We start from the raw sequence: 18,650 nt of genomic DNA on the forward strand, positions 1-18,650 counted from the left end.
ATAGAGGTTTTGAACTTATGAAATCCATTAGAACTATAACCATTATTTCAGGTGTAATCCTTGCTATACCCGTGCTTCTCATCATCGGATTTTTCGTCTGGTACAGCTACAGCCCGGTCAGTGAGGAGAAGGCGGGAGAGCTGGCGCAAGCCTTCATTCAGGAGAAATATCACGAGAGTGTCACGATCGACAAGGTGTTCATGCATGGCGGATATCTCGCCTATGAGGTCACCGGACATCTTCATGACTCCTACCAAACTGTATTTAGAGTCCTAGTGGATAATAGAAGCGGGAAAGTCGACCCTTTTGAGTTCCCGCGTTCCTATACTAACAGCAAAATGTACAACCTTCATGATAAATATAAGAAGGAGCTGATGGCACAGAACTTCCAGGCGCCTGACCGGATTGATTACAGCTCAGGCTCCGGCAGTTCCTTCTTTGCAGCCTATGGCTGCGCTCACCGTGAAGACTGCATGGTTCAGGAGCTCAGGGTAGCCATCCCCTCCAAGAATCCGGCAGACATGAAGCAGGCATTCAGAACCCTCTACGAGTGGCAGAAGAAGGTTCCTGAGCGGATTGACAGCATTATGGTAGAGGTACCTATGACCAAGGAGGAGGAAGAGAAGGCCGTCCCGGGCAGCAACCGGTTCCACAAATGCCTTCGTCCGGACTCCACCCCTTCGGATCGTTCCACGAGGTATACGCTGGATGAATTTCTGCGGCAAGGCGAGTGCGAGAGTGTAGGGGACTATTAACTAGTATTAGTATTGTCCTGGTGTTGCCGCCGCTGAAAAGCTTGTCGGCAGATATTCAGCAGATGTCCAGTAGGTGAAAACCATTGAGTTAGGAGATACACCATGAAGCGGATGCCTGAGTATGCACAAATAATTATTGTGGGAGTGACTTTTCGCGGAACATGGAGCTGGTATGTCTCGGAGAGGGAGTATTGGTTCCTGAACGTGGAGATGGAAGACCGTTTCGGCATTGAAGTGCTGGATGAAACAACGGCGGAGCAATTCTTGAATCGGATCGATGACTGCCGTGTAACTTCCCTTGAACTATCACAGACTCTGGAGGCGTTGAGGGAGGCTTTTGCCAGCTTTGATGAAGTGCTTGAGTTTATTCCAGCGATTTATGTAAATTTTGATGAAAAACTGCTCTGCTCCCAGTTCCCGGAACCCATGTCCTTTGAGCACTATGTTCCTGAAGGCTGGACTGGGCTGTACCAGGATTTCATGGAGAGGGTCCCGAAGGCCCAGCGCTACTGGCTTCTGGGAGGAGCTGATTTCTTCAACGAAATGTGGAATAAGCTCAAAGACGCCCGGCCCTGAATTAACACGAAGGTGCAGGGTCACGGGATGTGCTGCTCATTGAATGTACTGTGTACACACATCTATATACTTTGGGCAAAGGGGGTATCTAACGTGAATTGGGCGGAGCCGATCAACTGGCTAAATCTAGATTATCTGCGGCAGGGTGGCGAGAATCAGAGACAAGTATATGAAATCCTGCAGGCTGGCCGTTTTCTTAAAATTTTGGAAGAGTATACTCCTATTCTAGTCGGCACGATTCCGCTAGGGATCGAGGTGGATGGCAGTGATCTGGATATCATTTGCGAGGTATATGACCTTGACCGGTTTGAACAAGAGCTGATGGAGAGCTTTCAGCATTACCAGGGATTCACCCTGTCTAGAAGGCCGGTGAATGGACTTAAGCGGATAAAAGCAAATTTTCAAGTGGAGGCTTGGCCTATAGAGATTTTTGGGCAGCCTGTGCCTACCAGGCAGCAGAATGGATATAAGCACATGCTTATTGAACACCGGATGCTGCGGCTATACGGGGAGGACTTTAAGCAAGATGTGATAAGATTGAAGGCTGGGGGAGTTAAGACGGAACCCGCTTTTGCTGAGCTGCTGGGTCTATCCGGCGACCCTTATCAGGCCTTACTGGAGTTGTTCAATTCAAGTGATCAGGAGCTGAAAGATCTCTTCCTCTAATTTCTACTCATCGGAGTTGATTGGAATTAAGCTTTTATTTGTTTGCAGTCGCAATAAGTGGAGAAGCCTGACAGCTGAGAAAATATTTAGCCGGTATGATCAGTATTACGTCAGATCGGCGGGCACGGAAGAGAGTGCAAGGATCAGAGTGACTTCAGGACACATTGGGTGGGCTGATCTTATTTTCGTCATGGAGAAAAAGCATGCCCGTAGGCTTCAGGAGAAATTTGGGGCAGAGCTTTACGGCAAAAAAGTCATCCGATTGGATATTCCTGACGAGTACCCATTCATGGATGAAGAGCTCGTGGAGATTTTGAAATCGAGAGTTTCTGAATATATTGAACTACCGGAGTGAATTAATGAACGCTTTAGCTATCTAATCCTGTGGAATTACCTCTTTCGCAATGAGGGGTGTATAATATTGGAAGTGATTATAAGACCCAGCCTAGGATGAACAATCAGGCTGGGTCGTGTGCTATCGTAGAGCAGAATGAACACGATATGGAAGGGGAATAAGGATGAAGTTTTGGCCTGAAGATGCGCGTCCGAACTTGTACATCGAGGTTCCTCTTGCGGTCGTCTGTCTGATCCTTGCCGTGCTGTTCAGAGAGAACTTCACCGCCGCGTTTATCTGTGTGGCTGCCCTAATTGTGTTGGTCGTGCGGATGATAGATTGGAAGCGGCATGTGATTCTGCGGAGGGCAGTGACCGCATCAGCGGTACTCGTGGCGGTTTCTTTTCTAGTCGTGGAAGTTTTCGTTTTTTCTGGGTTTGGGACAGATGACGAGCCTGCGGGCGGAGCGGATTACGTGATTATCTTGGGTTCGGGGCTGAAGGGAACGGAGCTGTCGTTAACGCTGAAACAGCGTCTCGATGCCAGTCTGCCCTATCTGAACCAGCATAAGGCTGTCCCGGTGATTGTATCCGGCGGAAGGGGACCCGGGGAGGACATCACAGAAGCGGAGGCCATGAAGAGGTATTTGGTGGACAGGGGAATTTCCGAAGAACGCATTCTGCTGGAAGACCGCTCTACCAGCACCAAGGAGAATCTACTGTTCTCCAAAACGATTATCCAGGGCCGGGGCGGGAAGAGTCTTAAAATTTTGATTGTAACTAGTGATTTTCATATGTTCAGAGCGAAGTATATTGCAAGGAAGCTAGGGTACAACGAGGTATACAGCTTGGCTGGAGAGTCCCCGACATATTTAAAGCCAATGAATTTAATCCGGGAGTATCTTGCTGTTATCAAAGCCTTACTGTAACCAAGCGGTGAGGCGCAATGGATTCGGCGGCGTACGAGAAATTATACATACATTTATACATACATCATGGAATGGTGGAGGAGCTTGATGACAGATCCTATTATTTATGGAGCCGTGCTGCTTTTGTTTTATCGCAATGAGGGAACGGAGGTCCTTCTGCTCAAACGGGCTGGAACAGGGTATGCCGATGGGCAGTGGAGTGTTGTTGCAGGCAGAATGGATGGGGGAGAAGAGGTGAAGGGCGCGGCAATCCGCGAGGCAAAGGAGGAAGCCGGAGTGGTTATCGACCCGTCAGGGGTTGAGGTTGTGGGTGTGATGCACAGACGCAATGGAAGCTCCGAGTGGGTAGATTTTTACCTCAAGGTCCACGCCTGGGAAGGAGAAATCATGAACTGTGAGCCCCATAAATGCGAGGATCTTAGGTGGTTCAACATTCATGAGCTTCCTGTGAATACCATACCTTATGTGGCTGAATCAGTGCGCAGAGATCACAGCTCCATGTGGTTTGTAAGCGAGGGCTGGGAGTAGGCAAGTTAAGCAAGCATAACATCCAGGAAAAAGAGTCTGAGGTGGAGGGTGGTTTGATATGAGCTTTGTCTGGGAGAGCGCGGTGATTACCCTGATTTTCCTGGTATTGGCTGCCTTACTGATTGTGGTCTTAGTCAGGACCCTTAGAAACCGGTCAAGGATTTCCAGAGACAACAGCCAAAGGCTGGAGCGGATTGAGAATAAGCTGGATGAGTTGGCCGGAAATAAGCCTCGCCAGAACGCCAGTGAACTGGATTCCCCATCATCATCTGATCAGGAAATTAGGAGTATTGACCGCTATTAGGAACGGGGTGAACTATGGATCCGCTGGTTAAAGAGTTCAGAGCCAAGCTTTTATATAAGCTTGTTCTTATCCTGTCTGTGTCCGGAAGTGTACTGGTCGTGGGGTTTAATCTATTTAAAAATAAACTGCTCAGCGAACTCACCCTGTTTGCGTCCCTTCCTCTTATGTTATTTGTTTACGCGATATACGTGTTCTCGCTTCTGCTGTCTTTATTATACTTTCTGTTTAACCGTTCATTTCCCTGGCAAAGGAGATGGATCGCGCTCCTTGTTGGTTTGTGTGCATGGATGGTCACAACCACGGTGCTGTGATCATTGGTATGGGACGGAGTACAGTCAGGTAAGAATGCTCAAGTGGAAGGAGAGGGAAGACCGTATGGCTAAAATTCGGGTTGGTGTCATAGGTACAGGATTTGGAGCGTCGGTACATGTTCCTATATTCGCCCTGCATGAAGGCTTTGAAGTGAAATCAGCAGCAAGCGTGCACCGGGGAATCACCGAAATGAAAGGCAGAGGCCTTGCGGCCGCGACGCTGTATCCGGACTGGCGTCAAATGCTGGAGCAGGAGAACCTGGATCTGGTCACCATTGCATCAGCACCGGACCGACATTGTGAAATGGCTTTGGCCGCCCTCCAACAGGGGGTCAACATTCTGTGTGAGAAGCCCCTCGGACACAGCGCTGACCAGACCAGGAGAATGCTTCATGCCCTGGATCACTCTGGTGTACAGGGCTTTGTGAATTTTCAGTGGAGGCTGACCCCAGTGAGGCAGCGGATCAAGGAGCTGCTAAGGCAGAAGGCTGTGGGGGAGATTCAGCACATCAAATATCAGGGGAGCTTCTCAGGATATCAGAGCCTGATCTCCGCCCCACGAGGATGGGAGGCAAGGAGATCATCTGGTGGCGGCATGCTCTATGCCATAGGTTCACACATGATTGACTCTCTGATGTGGTGGATGGAAGAGCGGATTGCTACCGTCTATGCCGAGCTAAACACGCATGTCCCAAGATATGAAGGGAATAACGCTTTCGAAATCCGGGATGCCGATGATGCTTTTACAGCCATTGGGCAATTGGAGAACGGTGTGTCTTTTGCCATGGACTTGTTCTATCCGGCTGTTCAGGGGAACGGTTGGTTATTGGAGGTCTTCGGCACCCGGGGGACACTGCATATGAAGAACGACCGGGAGATTTCGATCAGCAATGGCGGCGATTACCGGGAGGTTGCCGTGCCTGATTGTCATCCGCCAGAATCCTTACCTTCACCCGCAAGTCTGTATTATAACGGGTTCTCCCAGATGGTAGAGGGAATATACCGTGCGCTGACCAAAACGAAGACGGACACTTCGGGTCAGAGGGATGTCCCTACCTTCCTCGAAGGTCATCAGGTGCAGCTGGTGATGGATGCGATGCTGCTATCTTCCACAGAAGGGCGGAGGGTGAGTGTTGATTACAGTCTGTAAGCGGAAATGACTGAGCCCAATAAGGAGTGGTTTCTTTGAAGGATTCTGTGCATACGGTAATACACTCTATGGACGGCGTCTCCTGGCAGCTTAGGGCACCCCACGATTTTGCATGGCTGGAGGCTTTGGGAAAGGTATTTGCGGTGTTTGACCAGCAGGACTCCGGCAATTTGTCGTTTGGCGTAGCTACTCCATCCGGGAAGAAATTTATCAAATACGCCGGAGCTCCCACGCTAGCGTATTCTGGAGATGTTCAGGCGGCTGTTGCACGACTTCAGCAGGCCGTTAGGGTTTATGAGGATTTGCAGCATCCTGCTCTAATCAAGCTGTGCGGCCATGGACCGGCCGGTCAAGGATACGCTGCCTTGTTCGAATGGAATGAAGGAGAGAATCTCCATCCGCATTGGTCTTTTCCCCCACCTGCCAAGTATGAGCATCCAGACTCTCCTTATTACAGATATAAGCAGCTGCCGATCATGCAGAGAGTCTGTTCGGTGAATGAAATTTTCGATTTTCACGAGCATGTCGAGCGTCAGGGATATGTGGCCGTGGATTTTTATGATGGCAGTATCCTTTACGACTTCAATTCCAATAAGACCGTGGTTTGTGATATAGACTTGTATCATAAGGGAGCATTTGTGAATCGGATGGGCAGGTTGTGGGGCTCCAGCCGTTTCATGGCTCCGGAAGAGTTCCGGCTTGATGCCACCATTGATGGGATAACGAATGTGTTCGTTATGGGCGCGGTAGCTTTTGGTCTGCTCGGCGGAGAATGTGACCGTTCCCTGGAGAAGTGGGAAGCTGGTGAGGAGCTTTACAAGGTCGCAGCGAAGGCCGTCCAGACCCATCGTCAAGACCGCTACGCGAGCGTAGCGGAGCTTAATCGGGCCTGGCGGCAGGCACAGAAGGGCTTACATAGTTAAGGAGGCAGCAGAACAGGAGGATTACCCGGCGAAGGATCAATCCGGCTATGAAGATGTATGCTCTGTACTCTAAGGCATGTGGAGATGTGATGGTGGCCAACGGGTCTCGGAAGCCTCCAGCTGTCAATTCAATTATCACAACCAGAAGGAAGTGAATGTGATGAGGTCAAGTATAGATATTCTTGAATTAACCTCGGCAACACCGGAACAGCTTGATGAGCTCTCCAGACTGCTTATTGATGTTGTGAACGAGGGAGCTTCCGTTGGTTTTCTTCCACCGCTTGAAGTGGAGGAAGCGAATGCTTACTGGAGGCAGGTGAATGAACCGGGTGTAAAATTGTGGGCAGCCGTTCAGGATGGCCGAATCATAGGAACGGTCCAGCTTCAACTGGCAGGGAAGAAGAATGCCCTGCACCGGGCGGAGATCGCCAAGCTTATGGTTCACCCGGCAAGCCGCCGGAACGGCTTGGCCAGGCGGCTGATGCTGACCGCCGAAGAGGCGGCACATCAGGAAGGTCGTACACTGCTGGTGCTCGATACTAGGGAAGGAGACCCGTCCAATCTTTTATATCAGTCTTTCGGTTATATTGAGGCAGGCCGTATTCCTGGGTTTGCTATGTCAGCCGGGGGAAGTCTGGATGCTACCGTGATTTACTATAAAGATTTGCGGGAGCCCTAAGACAGACTGGACTCAGCAGGAATAGGAGGAAATGATGAATTATATGATTAGAGCTGTCACCGTACAGGATGTTCCTTTTCTATGGGAGATGCTCTATGCTTCCATCTATGTTCCAGCAGGGCAACCTCCTGTGAGCAGAGACATTCTAAAGGAGCCGGCATTAGCTAAGTATGTGGAAGGCTGGGGCCGCAAGGGTGACATCGGATATATCGCCATGGATGAAGCTGGTCGATCCATAGGCTCCATCACATGCCGTTTGTTTGATGAGATCAGCCAAGGGTTCGGTTATGTGGATCAGGAGACCCCCGAGCTTGGCATGGCTATCCTTGAGGCCTACAGGGGCAAAGGGGTGGGAACAGCGCTAATGAGCAAACTGCTAGATGAGGTCCGCAGGCAGGGGATCAAACAGGTCTCGTTAAGTGTGGACCCCGATAACTATGCGGTCCGGTTGTATAAGAAGTTTGGCTTTCGGGAGGTCGGCGTGGTAGGAACTTCCATAACTATGGTGGCCAAGTTGTAGAAAAACTGCCTGAACCCTCTGCCCCGCTCCTATTCTCCCTTGGAATTCATGGTGTATCCAGCCAGAGAACTTAGCGATGACTTGGAATACCCGATACTGTTAAGGGATGGATCATAGTCAAGCCTATCCAGAATTGTGTTCAATTTCGCTTTATTCTCCGCGAGCCGATCAAGAATCATGCCTAGGGAGATGAAGATGATGCCTGATGTGAACATGCTGAACCAGGTAATCAGGGTCAGTAGAAATTCGCCGCGTGTAATACCAAAGATAAAACCGGCAACTAAAATAAGGTAGCCCGTAACCTTTAATATTGCTGACATAATATTACCACCTCATCCATTTTTATCTAGAGAATCAGGAATATTAGCTCTCAGCTAACCGTCATGTTTCTTTGGCATATCCGTTACCGCTATTGTTTGAGGGTCGATGAAAAATGTGGTTATTCATAGCTCCGAAAGCATCATAGATTCTTTCAAATTGGCAGCTATTTGATGGTGATGTGTAGTCAAGCCGATCCTCATTGGTTCTGCACAGAATCCGGCGGTGTCATCATGCTGGGGGTTGTTGTAGTCCTGTTTATCAACTGTCTTAAGTTTAATTAAACCTCTTTCATCCAACATATCCATCTGACCAAAGAAAATTAGATACCGTCGTAGGGTTTAACCCGCTGTTCATTAGGCTCTCCAATCCATATATTGCTGAAGATTTCACACCCCGCTGACATAAGTCGCATCCCTGCCCATCTTGTGTTATTATACATTTTGTTTGGTACAATATAGGAAGTGAAGCTTTCGCAAGAAGTGTAACTGGAGAACCCGTTTTGGTTAGGGGCTTTATATGGCGGCTAAACACTATTCTGACGGAAAGAAGGTATATACGATGGAATTGTGGTTTACTGAGAAACAGACACCGGCATTCGGCATTACAGCGAAGATCCGGGAAACGTTTGTAACGGAGAAGACGGATTTTCAAGATTTGGCGATGATTGACACTGAGGAATTTGGACGCATGCTCGTTCTAGACGGCATGGTCATGACTACGATCAAAGATGAATTCGTCTATCATGAAATGGTTGCTCATCCGGCGCTGTTTACACACCCTAATCCAAAGCACGTGCTCGTAGTGGGCGGCGGTGACGGTGGGGTTATCCGTGAAGTGCTGAAGCACCCTGCTGTAGAGAAAGCTGTACTTGTAGAAATCGATGGCAAAGTCATTGAATACTCCAAGAAATACCTGCCTGAAATCGCCGGCGAGCTGGACAATCCTCGTGTAGAGGTGCTGGTGAATGACGGATACATGCATATTATCGAAAATAAAAATAAATACGATGTCATCATGGTCGATTCCACGGAACCTGTGGGCCCAGCGGCTCCGCTGTTTGAACGCGGCTTCTACCAAGGTATTCATGAAGCTCTGAAGGATGACGGGATCTTCGTTGCCCAGACCGACAACCCTTGGTTCAAGGCCGATCTGATCCAAAAGGTCAACAAAGACGTCAAAGAAATCTTCCCGATCGTTCGTGTCTATGGCGCGAATATCCCAACTTACCCAAGTGGTCTGTGGACGTTCACTATGGGAAGTAAAACTCATGATCCACTGCAAGTGGACGAGACTCAAATTCCTGAGATCGATACGAAATACTACACACCGCGCCTGCACAAAGCTGCGTTCGTGCTGCCTAAATTCGTTGAAGATCTGGTGAAATAGGAGGCTGTTTATATGAAACTGGATCAAGCTTATTCCGGCAACGTATTTATCTGCAGCTCCGACAATTACGAAGAGTCCAAAGCGGTGATCTACGGGATGCCTATGGACTTCACGGTCAGCTACCGCCCGGGTTCCCGGTTCGGTCCTGCCCGTATTCGTCAAGCTTCTGTAGGTTTGGAAGAATACAGCCCATACCTCGATAAGAGCATTGTTGATATGACCTACTTCGATGCAGGCGACCTGCTGCTGCCTTTCGGCAACGCGGCCCGCAGCCTTGAAGTTATCGGAGAGTATGTTCGCGGTCTTCTGAACGACGGCAAATTCCCGATCGGTCTCGGCGGTGAGCACCTCGTCTCTTGGCCGATTTTCCAGGAGGTCTATGCCAAGTACCCAGACCTGGCCCTGATTCATATCGACGCCCATGCAGATCTGCGTGAGAACTATGAAGGGGAGCCTCTGTCCCACTCCACACCGGTCCGCAAAGCGGCCGAGCTGATGGGCGGCAAGAACATCTACCAGTTCGGAATCCGCTCTGGCTCCAAGGAAGAGTTCTTGTATGCGCGGGAGAACATCAACTTCTATCCATTCGAAGTGGCTGCTCCACTGAAGCAGGCCCTGCCTAAGATTGGCCGTCGCCCCGTCTATGTCACCATTGACATTGACGTTCTTGACCCGTCGGCGGCTCCAGGTACCGGTACCGCGGAAGCGGGTGGAATCACCTCCAAGGAGCTGCTTGAAGCGGTTCATCTGATTGCTGGCTCTGATGTGAACGTGGTGGGCTGTGATCTCGTGGAGGTCGCTCCGATCTACGATCCAACGGAACAGACGCAAATTGTTGCGGCCAAGCTGATCCGTGAAATGCTGCTCGGCTTTGTAAAATAGCGGAGTAACCGCGAAACGCAAATCTTAAAGACAGGAACGCCCTGCCCTAAGGCCAATATGGCTTTTAGGGCAGGGCGTTTTTTCGACATTTGCAAATTGCTGCTCCATGTGTAGGATATCCGTATGGTTCGGTTAGGGCGAATGGAGATCGCAGTAGTCTGTATCTCTCCAAATCTCCAAACCACCAAACCACCAAACCACCAAACCACCAAACCACCAAACCACCAAACCACCAAACCACCAAACCACCAAACCACCAAACCACCAAACCACCAAACCACCAAACCACCAAACCACCAAACCACCCCCAGGTTGAGCCCATAGTACGGTAATTTAACGGGCCGGGTGACGGGCGGCTGGCCAACGGATCATGTTGTTTTGAGCTTGGCTTTTGGACTCAGAAAGCGCTTGTGCTTCTAAGCTTAAAAATCAAACGACAACTGCTCGGCTTCTAACTGAATTTCCGCTTGAGTCACGCCGGCCGTGGGCTTGGGAATTCTGCGATTCAAGTCCGGGCCAGAACTCGATTCAGAATTTATATCAGAACCCAAATCTTGACCAGAAAGCGAGTACTCCTTCGGACTTAGGCTGTCCATTGGCTGTGAGCCTGTATAGGAAGCAGGTTCTCCTCCTCCAGGCACACCGGACAATCCGTACTTGTGGAGCAGGGCCGCTGACATCATCTTGAACCGGTCAATATACTGCCGGTCCGCATAGTGACTTTGTCCGTACAGCCGGGTGTAAGCAGGGACTAGCTCCGGATAACAGGTCCGGAGAGTGGCGAGATACCAGCTCTTCACGTCCTTGGACAGGCGAAGCAGAGAGACCATGGCGAATCTGGCCCCATGTCTCTTGGCTGCGCCAAGCAGGGCCTCCAGGCTCTCCTCAGAATCGGTGAGCAGTGGCAGCACAGGTGCGGCGAAGATGCCAGCGTAAATTCCATGCCTGGTGAGCTGCTGCACGGTCTCCAGTCTTATCTCCGGGTGCGGAGTTGCGGGTTCAATATTGCGGATAATTCCGACATCCAGAGTATTTAAGCTGATATTTACGGATATGTCGCTCATTTGAGTTAGGATATCCAAGTCTCGGAGAACCAGCGGAGAGCGGGTTGTAATACTGGTACGGATCCGGTATTTGGCCAGAAGCTTTAAGCATTCGCGGGTCAGTTCCGACTTGGCCTCAATAGGCTGGTACGGGTCTGTGGCCGTTCCTATGGTGACCTCCCCCACATGCCTGCGCATGGCTTCGATATCCTGCCCGAACTTTCGGGCAAGACGCGATAGCTGAGCTTCCAGAGCCTCGGGGGCGTTGTCTTTTAACACGATATGGTGCTGAAATTCATCTTCCGCGCCTCTTCCTATGAAGGACTGGAATGCCCGGGCATAACAAAAGCTGCAGCCATGGGCACAGCCGCGGTAAGGATTAATGGACCAATTGAACGGCATGCGTTCTTCCTTGACCCGATTCAGGGTCTGTTTGGTCTGAATATGTTCATATTTGGTTTCAGGCATGGTCGCAGACCCCCTTATAATTTGCCAAAGTGAAAAGCCGTGAACCCAGTTCAAAAACTTACAATCGATAACAGTATACCAAACAAATGTTCTCATTAGAAGTAATACCGCCAATTTCCATTCAGGCCATCAGGCGAATTAAATATTGATTTATAATCAGAATGGGTAAAAATATACATACAGACTCCAACGGCCTTTGCATCAAGGCCAAGTTATCGCTAGATTTGCATGTAACCTTAAGGAGGGACTGGCTATGGCTAAAAGAACGTTCAGATCGGCTCTGCTTGCAGCGGCTTTGGCTTTAACTTGGGGATTGGGGACAGGTGCTCCGGCACAGGGAACTGTGGCGGAAGCAGCTTCCTCAGCCCCTTGTCAGACCGGGGACCACGGTCTCTTACAGAAGCTTCAGAAGCAGCATGCTTCAAAGACTCTAGACCCGCTTCATATTACGGATGTTAACTTTTTGAGTGATACCACCGGGCGGGCCGCCGGGAACGGTTTTCTTATTGGCACCTCCAACGGAGGGTGTAACTGGCAGGAAATTTATACGGGTCAATGGCAGTTCGACCAGATCGTATTTCCGAACAATGTGACAGGTTTTGCGCTCGCAAGAACCTCGCCTGAAGCGGCGGCAAAGCTGATCACCACCAACGATGGTGGTTCTCATTGGAAGGTGCTGAATACCTCGGGGCAAGTCTTTAAGAAGATGGATGCCCAGGACGGGCAGCATATCATAGGATATACCTCGAACGGGGCTTACAAGTCCTCGAATGGTGGCACCTCCTGGACCAAAATCAAGACACCTGCCAACACCAGGGCAGCGATCTTTACAGACAAGTCAGCCCTTAAGGGCTTTACGCTAACTGTCCATCCGGGAATTGGGTATAAGCTGCATAAGACGGTGAACGGAGGGACAAGCTGGGCTACCGTGTTGACAATTCCATCGGGAACGGCTTTCGGAGGAGAATTGTATGCTGAAGGCAGCCAGGTATGGGCCTTGGCCTATGGAGAATCCGGTATGTCTCAGGTATCGTATTCCTTATACGCGAGTCATGACGGAGGGGTACATTGGAAACGGGTTATCGCTCAGAGCACTGCTGGGGGAGGACCGGCTCCGGGTACCGGCCCCGCACTGGCGAAGAAGGGCCCAGCGAGTCCAGGCGGGCATCCGGGCAATATGCAGCTCATCGGCAGCTCGGCAGCGTATTTGGCAGGTGGATCACCAGCCGGTGGCAAGGTGGGCGTCGGACGATCCTTGGATGGCGGGAAATCGTGGAGCAACGTACCTGCGGTTCTTCCAGGCTTTGATGCAAGGATTTCCTTTCCTTCAGTCAAGACCGGTTGGCTGGCAGTTACGAATGCCTCCAATACAGCGGTGTATGTGACTCACGACGGCGGGGTATCCTGGAACAAGAAGTTCTCCCTGCCTGATGCATAGAGCGCATAGAACGCAATTAGAGATTTAGTCTGCAAGCGGATAACAACCCTTCTTAGGAGTTAACCTCCCAAGGAGGGTTGTGTGGTTTGAGGGGTTCTTTTTGGGAGAAAAAAATGCATTTTAACGGTGCCGCCATTGAACTGAGCGGACGAACTGGATATAGTATATGGAATGAACGATATATAGTACAATAGATTCAGCAGATAGGGGCAAGAAGAATGCCGGATCATAAACCAGCGGCCATTACAGTAACCAGCCTGCAAGAAGAGAACGAAGTGGTTCAGCGTTACCAGGGGCAGGTATTCCGTGCTGGAGGCGCGATTTATATTAAATATGAAGAGTTGGGCCAAGGCCCCAGCGGGGAGGAAGTGACCCGGGTGATGGTCAAAATCTCGCCGGGCGAGCTCAAGCTGATCCGTCACGGGGCGGTAGAGTCTTCCCAGACATTTCAAGCGGGGAAGAAGCTTCCGGGTCATTACCGGGCGGCTTATACCTCGTTCAACCTGTCCACGGATACCCGGGAGCTGTCCCTCAGCCTGGATGGATTATCAGGGACCGCCAAGTGGAATTATGATTTGTATGTCTATGATGAATTAGCGGGTCATTTCGATATCAGTTTACATATACAGGAGGAAGCTTAGACAATGACACACAATCCCTTAGAAGAAATTAACCAGAAGGTGGCGGAGGCCGTAACCGCGGCTATTGTTGCGGCAGGGCTTGCCGCCAAGGAAGACATTCCGGCGATCAAGCTTGAAGTGCCGAAGGAGAAAGCCCACGGGGACCTCGCTACAAATGCGGCGATGCAGTTAACCAAGATTGCGAAGAAGAACCCGCGCCAGATTGCTGAGGCGATCCTGGAGCATTTGGATCACAGCAGCGCTTCCATTGAGAAGGCGGAGATTGCAGGTCCTGGCTTCATTAACTTCACTTTGAGCAAAAGCTATCTGTACCCTGTGCTGGAGCAGGTCTACGCGCAGGGAGACGAATACGGACGAATTTCGCTTGGCCAAGGTCAAAAGGTTCAAGTTGAGTTCGTCAGCGCGAACCCAACAGGAAGCCTGCACCTGGGTCATGCCCGCGGCGCGGCCGTAGGGGATGCCCTCTGCAACCTGCTGGATTATGCCGGTTATGAAGTGACACGTGAATACTACATTAATGATGCGGGAAATCAGGTTGTTAACTTGGCCAAATCAATCGAAGCCCGCTATTTGCAGGAGCTGGGACAGCCTGCTGAAATGCCGGAGGATGGTTATCACGGCGAGGACATCAAAGGTTTTGCCAAGGAGCTTGTGGCAGAGCAGGGCGATGCGCTGCTGTCGCGCACCCCGGGCGAGCGTGCGGCCTTCCTGCGCAAGTATGGGCTGGAGAAGGAGCTCGATAAGATCAAGCGGGATTTGTCGCGTTTCCGGGTTCATTTTGACAGCTGGTTCAGCGAGACCTCGCTCTATGAAGGCGGACAGGTGGAAGCTTCCCTTCAGGAGCTTAAGGATAAGGGACAGACCTATGAGGAAGACGGAGCGGTCTGGCTGAGAACGACCGACTATGGGGATGACAAGGACCGGGTGCTTGTGAAGAATGACGGTACCTATACGTACCTCACCCCGGATATTTCTTACCACCGCAACAAATACAACCGTGGTTATGACCGCATGATCAATATTTTTGGTGCGGATCATCATGGATATATTCCGCGTCTTAAAGCAGCTATGACCGCGCTTGGAAATGACCCGGACAAGCTGACTGTGCTGATTGCCCAGATGGTCAGCCTGTTCCAGGACGGGGAAAAGGTGAAAATGTCCAAGCGGACCGGGAAAGCGGTCACGATGGTTGATCTGATGGACGAAGTTGGTGTGGACGCGATCCGTTACTTCTTCACCATGCGAAGCATGGATTCGCATCTGGACTTCGATATGGATCTGGCGGTTTCCACTTCCAATGAGAACCCAGTCTATTATGTACAGTATGCGCATGCCCGGATCTGCAGTATTTTCCGTCAGGCCGAGGAGCAGGGTATCGCTATTCCAGGTCCGGCGGATGCGGACCTTACGAAGCTCACGGCTGCTCACGAATACGACTTGCTCCGCAAGATCGGCGAGCTTCCTGAAGAGGTGGAGACAGCGGCGAATCACTTCGCGCCTCACCGTCTCGTGCGTTATGTGTATGAACTGTCTTCCTTGTTCCACAGCTACTATAGAGCCGAGCGCGTCATCACGGAAGACGCGCAGCAGACGGCCGCGCGCCTCGTGCTGCTCGGCGCGACCCGCCGCGTGATCGCGCGTGTACTCGCGCTGATCGGCGTCGAGGCCCCGGACCGCATGTAGCCGGATTTCCAGCTCATGCCGGTCAGGGCCGAGAGCCCGCCAGCTTAGCGCGGCGGGCTTTCCCTTCGGCGGCGTGAATGTCCGCCGCCGATCCCACAGCAAGGCCCCGCCCATGGAATTCCCGGGCGGGGCCTTGCTGTTTTTGGAGGCCGCCCGGAGTATTCCATGGGCGGCCACACCGCGCAGCGCTCGTGCGTACCCCGGAGTACCGCACCGACGCGACGCTCAACGAGCGACCCGCAGGGCGGCCTTGCCTGTGCAGCGCTCACCGGGCGTCCCCGATGGGGCCATGCCGAGCTTTGCTCATTCGAAGCTCGGTCTACTTCAGCCCCCGCTTCACCAGTCGGAGTGCGTTGACCTCAACCGGAGAGATGCTGCCCCGGACGGCCTTTTTTTTGCCGGGGGCCACCGGACGGGCCGTCCTGCGGAGCAGCTGCTTAATCTCGGTAGGGCTGAGACCCGGCCGGAGTGCGAGCAGCAGTGCGATAGCCCCGCTGACGTGTGAAGTCGCCATGGACGTCCCGTTCATTTCCTTGTGCTTGCCGCCAACCCAGGAGGAGTAGATTTTCTCCCCGGGCGCATAGATATCGACATGTGGTCCGCTGTTGCTGAAGCGGGCAATCCGGCGGTTCCGGTCTGTCGCGCCTACGGAGATGGTCTGGGGATATCGCGCAGGGTAATCAACGCTGCGGCTTTTATTGTCATTGCCTGCGGAGGCGACAATTACAACACCGGCCTGAAGAGCTTTGTTCACTACACTCAGCAGTGACTTGTTCTTGGATTTCATACCAAAACTCATATTGATAATGTCCACCTGATTCCGGACGCACCAATCGATACCCATAATGATATCGGATACATACGCCGCGCCATTATGGTCGAAGGCCTTGACGGGATAGATTGTTGCGCGCGGGGCAACTCCGAGTATGCCTTGTATACCGCCGGAGCCAGCTATGGTCCCGGTAATGTGGGTACCATGTCCGTTGTCATCATGGGGCAGCATGTTGGGATTTAGCAGATTAACCCCTCTTGCAAGGGAGTAGCGGAGATCGGGATGGCTGAAATCGGCTCCGGTGTCAATAACCCCGATGCGTACCTGGTAGCCGGTTGAGGAGGACCATACATCAGGCGCCTGAATGTGACGGACACCCCAAGGAATTTCAGGTGTGTTCATCAGCCCGCTGGCGGGCACCGCATGTACGCTGACTTGGGCGTCATGTTCAATATAAAGGCCGTGCCTGCAGCCGCTGGGCAGGTCGGTCACCTTAAAAGGGCAGATGAAAGCGTGCAGCAGAGAGGAACTGCGGATGTGGCGCAGCGGCTGATTTGAACGCTTCATCCGGTTAAGCAGCTTTAAGCATTCACGGTAAGCCGCCGGGCGGGCGAAGCGGATAATCGTCCGTTGTCCTTTGTGTGCTGCCGCTCCGGCCTGTTCCTGAATAAAATGGAGGAATCGGGAGTAGTCCATGCAAGCAGTCCCTTCTGACAAAGCGTGTTGGTTGCAGTATTGTATGAGCAGCAGAGGGAACCGGAGTGGGAGCCTGCCCTGTATAGAGGGAAATAGGCTGAATAGCCCCAGGTTGGGACCGGCACCCAGGGTGATTTATTTGCATAAAGTGCTCAATTACCGTGTCAAACCAAGGAAAAGCACATAGGATGTGGGGAAGGCCTGTAAACGGCTTTCAGCTTGCGATTTCTGAAGATCGTTCAAGACTCTTCAGAGAGCGGATACAGTCAAAAAGACGGAGGGCGCTGCTCTCCGTCTTTTCAATGTTGGTCCATGACTCATTGGAATAGACAATGTAATTTACACTATTTTACAATAGAAGTAACCGAAGATATCATTAGGGAGGAGATAGGTTTGGATTTTACCATTGGTGATGTCATGTTTCTGTTTATAGTGTTCCTTCCCGTACTCGCCCTGCTGATATGGACGTACTTTAATCCCGAACAGAGTATCCTCTGGGGTGAGCGGTGGAAGTATGCGGAAGAGCCTGAAGTATCCGAGCAAGCGATCCGTTTGACCAAACTCAGCTCTTTAATTGTTATTATTGCGGTGACTCTTTTCTTTTTGATTCTGGTGCTCTCCCGCCTTTAATTCGTAAGCTCGACTCTCCTTGCATAACTTCCCGATGCCAAACGGGTGAATTCCAGCTGCAGCATGCAAGGACATGCGAATTTAAGCGCTTCGGCGTATAGAATAAACTTGCTTTTTGCTTCCAAATAGGTTTTACTTATGTGTGATAAAGAACAGAATGGATGAGTGGGGGGTTCCCTCAATCATCTGCTTGAAACATTGTGTGAGAGGACGTGTGTAAGTGAGTACACCGCTCAATTTGAAGTTTGACCCGGAGAAAGTGCATGAGATTCCGATGGTCGACTTGGCCTTTATGATTTTGAAAGCGGCTAATACGCCGTACTATTACCGTGATCTAATGAACGAAGTTGCGAAGCTTCGCGGTATGTCGGAAGCCGAGATTAATGAAGCCATTGCCCAGCTATATACGGAGATTAATATCGACGGGCGTTTTGCCTGTGTCGGTACGAACCTTTGGGGCTTGAAGCGTTGGTATCCGATTGAGCGTTCCGAGGATCCGGTAGCTAACGCCAAACGTCCGCGCATTATTAATGACGAGGATGACGATCTGGACGATGACTTCGTGGAAGAGGAAGAAACGTACGATTCCGACGATGAGGATTACGATGCTGTTGACGAGGACGGGGAAGATGAACTGTTCCCGGATGATGACGATGACGCTGATGTGGAAGACGAAGAGATTCTGGATGATGAGGATCTTGACGAAGAGGACGAGGATTCCGATACGCTTGAGGATGAAGAGCTTGAGGAAGACGACGACAAATAGACGTTTTGCACGGTCGTTATGCCTAAATTAAGTATCCGAAATCGCTCCGCTGTCTGACTTGACAGGGGGCAGGGTTACGGGTAAACTATTGCATGGGCTTATGATTCAGACCTATAAATATGATCAAAATTAGAAAAGTGCCCCGTCTTGTTCGGGTGTCACTTTTTTGTTTTTTTATGTGGCTTTTTCGAGATGATTTCCATCTGAATGGGTTACCATAGTACAAGCTGTACCATACTGTTTTTAGAAT

22 protein-coding genes are annotated in these 18,650 nt (G+C 51.1%); 18 read left to right on the forward strand and 4 right to left on the reverse strand.

What is annotated here, in order from left to right; translation table 11 throughout:
- The first annotated feature begins 17 nt into the window (after positions 1-17).
- The 11 genes from KJS63_RS24830 to KJS63_RS24880 all read left to right on the forward strand — a co-directional run bounded on the left by KJS63_RS24830 (position 18) and on the right by KJS63_RS24880 (position 7,674).
- A complete protein-coding gene (locus KJS63_RS24830) occupies positions 18-755 on the forward strand; it encodes a PepSY domain-containing protein (protein ID WP_213621534.1) in 738 nt (245 codons plus the stop codon).
- A 102-nt stretch (positions 756-857) separates the two neighbouring features.
- Positions 858-1,331: a hypothetical protein gene (locus KJS63_RS24835; protein ID WP_213621535.1), complete on the forward strand. Its 474-nt coding sequence runs from the start codon at positions 858-860 to the stop codon at positions 1,329-1,331.
- A 93-nt stretch (positions 1,332-1,424) separates the two neighbouring features.
- Positions 1,425-1,997, forward strand: a complete 573-nt coding sequence (locus KJS63_RS24840; protein ID WP_244862766.1) for a DUF4269 domain-containing protein — start codon at positions 1,425-1,427, stop codon at positions 1,995-1,997.
- Between the two features lie 25 nt (positions 1,998-2,022).
- The gene (locus KJS63_RS24845; RefSeq protein WP_213621557.1) at positions 2,023-2,352 is read left to right on the forward strand and encodes a low molecular weight protein tyrosine phosphatase family protein; all 330 of its coding nucleotides are present in this window, start codon (positions 2,023-2,025) and stop codon (positions 2,350-2,352) included.
- 163 nt (positions 2,353-2,515) lie between these two features.
- Complete coding sequence (locus tag KJS63_RS24850) at positions 2,516-3,259, forward strand: YdcF family protein (RefSeq protein WP_213621537.1); 744 nt, start codon at positions 2,516-2,518, stop codon at positions 3,257-3,259.
- Positions 3,260-3,346: 87 nt separating this feature from the next.
- The gene (locus KJS63_RS24855; RefSeq protein ID WP_213621538.1) at positions 3,347-3,787 is read left to right on the forward strand and encodes an NUDIX hydrolase; all 441 of its coding nucleotides are present in this window, start codon (positions 3,347-3,349) and stop codon (positions 3,785-3,787) included.
- Between the two features lie 58 nt (positions 3,788-3,845).
- Complete coding sequence (locus KJS63_RS24860) at positions 3,846-4,091, forward strand: hypothetical protein (protein ID WP_213621539.1); 246 nt, start codon at positions 3,846-3,848, stop codon at positions 4,089-4,091.
- Between the two features lie 375 nt (positions 4,092-4,466).
- Positions 4,467-5,552, forward strand: coding sequence for a Gfo/Idh/MocA family protein (locus KJS63_RS24865; RefSeq protein ID WP_213621540.1), 1,086 nt, complete (start codon positions 4,467-4,469; stop codon positions 5,550-5,552).
- 68 nt (positions 5,553-5,620) lie between these two features.
- Positions 5,621-6,475 carry a serine/threonine protein kinase gene (locus KJS63_RS24870; protein WP_213621558.1) on the forward strand — a complete coding sequence of 285 codons (855 nt, stop codon included), beginning with the start codon at positions 5,621-5,623 and terminating at the stop codon, positions 6,473-6,475.
- 160 nt (positions 6,476-6,635) lie between these two features.
- Positions 6,636-7,154 (forward strand): GNAT family N-acetyltransferase, encoded by a 519-nt coding sequence (locus KJS63_RS24875; protein ID WP_213621541.1) that lies wholly within the window; start codon positions 6,636-6,638, stop codon positions 7,152-7,154.
- Between the two features lie 34 nt (positions 7,155-7,188).
- The gene (locus KJS63_RS24880; RefSeq protein WP_244862767.1) at positions 7,189-7,674 is read left to right on the forward strand and encodes a GNAT family N-acetyltransferase; all 486 of its coding nucleotides are present in this window, start codon (positions 7,189-7,191) and stop codon (positions 7,672-7,674) included.
- Between the two features lie 29 nt (positions 7,675-7,703).
- On the opposite strand, the gene KJS63_RS24885 is transcribed toward KJS63_RS24880, so the two are convergent.
- On the reverse strand, positions 7,704-7,994 hold the full coding sequence (locus KJS63_RS24885; protein WP_213621543.1) for a hypothetical protein: 291 nt from the start codon (positions 7,992-7,994) through the stop codon (positions 7,704-7,706).
- Positions 7,995-8,553: 559 nt separating this feature from the next.
- Between KJS63_RS24885 and speE the strand changes: the two genes are divergently transcribed.
- Together speE and speB are read left to right on the forward strand one after the other, a co-directional pair.
- Positions 8,554-9,381 (forward strand): polyamine aminopropyltransferase, encoded by an 828-nt coding sequence (gene speE, locus KJS63_RS24890; RefSeq protein ID WP_213621544.1) that lies wholly within the window; start codon positions 8,554-8,556, stop codon positions 9,379-9,381.
- A 12-nt stretch (positions 9,382-9,393) separates the two neighbouring features.
- Positions 9,394-10,263, forward strand: a complete 870-nt coding sequence (gene speB / locus KJS63_RS24895) for an agmatinase (RefSeq protein WP_213621545.1) — start codon at positions 9,394-9,396, stop codon at positions 10,261-10,263.
- 132 nt (positions 10,264-10,395) lie between these two features.
- On the opposite strand, the gene KJS63_RS24900 is transcribed toward speB, so the two are convergent.
- Positions 10,396-10,560: a hypothetical protein gene (locus KJS63_RS24900; protein WP_213621546.1), complete on the reverse strand. Its 165-nt coding sequence runs from the start codon at positions 10,558-10,560 to the stop codon at positions 10,396-10,398.
- Between the two features lie 125 nt (positions 10,561-10,685).
- The gene (locus KJS63_RS24905; protein WP_213621547.1) at positions 10,686-11,774 is read right to left on the reverse strand and encodes an SPL family radical SAM protein; all 1,089 of its coding nucleotides are present in this window, start codon (positions 11,772-11,774) and stop codon (positions 10,686-10,688) included.
- A gap of 253 nt (positions 11,775-12,027) precedes the next feature.
- Between KJS63_RS24905 and KJS63_RS24910 the strand changes: the two genes are divergently transcribed.
- The 3 genes from KJS63_RS24910 (at position 12,028) to argS (ending at position 15,536) form a co-directional block, all read left to right on the forward strand.
- Entirely contained in the window at positions 12,028-13,212 is a 1,185-nt protein-coding gene (locus KJS63_RS24910) for a WD40/YVTN/BNR-like repeat-containing protein (RefSeq protein ID WP_213621548.1), read from the forward strand.
- A gap of 218 nt (positions 13,213-13,430) precedes the next feature.
- Positions 13,431-13,853, forward strand: coding sequence for a YwiB family protein (locus KJS63_RS24915; protein WP_068612830.1), 423 nt, complete (start codon positions 13,431-13,433; stop codon positions 13,851-13,853).
- A 3-nt stretch (positions 13,854-13,856) separates the two neighbouring features.
- The gene (gene argS / locus KJS63_RS24920; protein ID WP_213621549.1) at positions 13,857-15,536 is read left to right on the forward strand and encodes an arginine--tRNA ligase; all 1,680 of its coding nucleotides are present in this window, start codon (positions 13,857-13,859) and stop codon (positions 15,534-15,536) included.
- A 319-nt stretch (positions 15,537-15,855) separates the two neighbouring features.
- Here the strand turns inward: argS and KJS63_RS24925 are convergent, their stop codons facing one another.
- Positions 15,856-17,004 carry a S8 family peptidase gene (locus KJS63_RS24925; protein WP_068612836.1) on the reverse strand — a complete coding sequence of 383 codons (1,149 nt, stop codon included), beginning with the start codon at positions 17,002-17,004 and terminating at the stop codon, positions 15,856-15,858.
- A 393-nt stretch (positions 17,005-17,397) separates the two neighbouring features.
- On the opposite strand from KJS63_RS24925, the gene KJS63_RS24930 reads away from it, so the two are divergent.
- Together KJS63_RS24930 and rpoE are read left to right on the forward strand one after the other, a co-directional pair.
- Complete coding sequence (locus KJS63_RS24930; protein WP_244862768.1) at positions 17,398-17,634, forward strand: DUF6199 family natural product biosynthesis protein; 237 nt, start codon at positions 17,398-17,400, stop codon at positions 17,632-17,634.
- 220 nt (positions 17,635-17,854) lie between these two features.
- Positions 17,855-18,400, forward strand: coding sequence for a DNA-directed RNA polymerase subunit delta (gene rpoE / locus KJS63_RS24935; RefSeq protein ID WP_068612840.1), 546 nt, complete (start codon positions 17,855-17,857; stop codon positions 18,398-18,400).
- Positions 18,401-18,650 lie beyond the last annotated feature (250 nt).

The organism is Paenibacillus sp. J22TS3 (assembly GCF_018403205.1).
GTDB classification, from domain to species: Bacteria; Bacillota; Bacilli; order Paenibacillales; family Paenibacillaceae; genus Fontibacillus; species Fontibacillus tuaregi.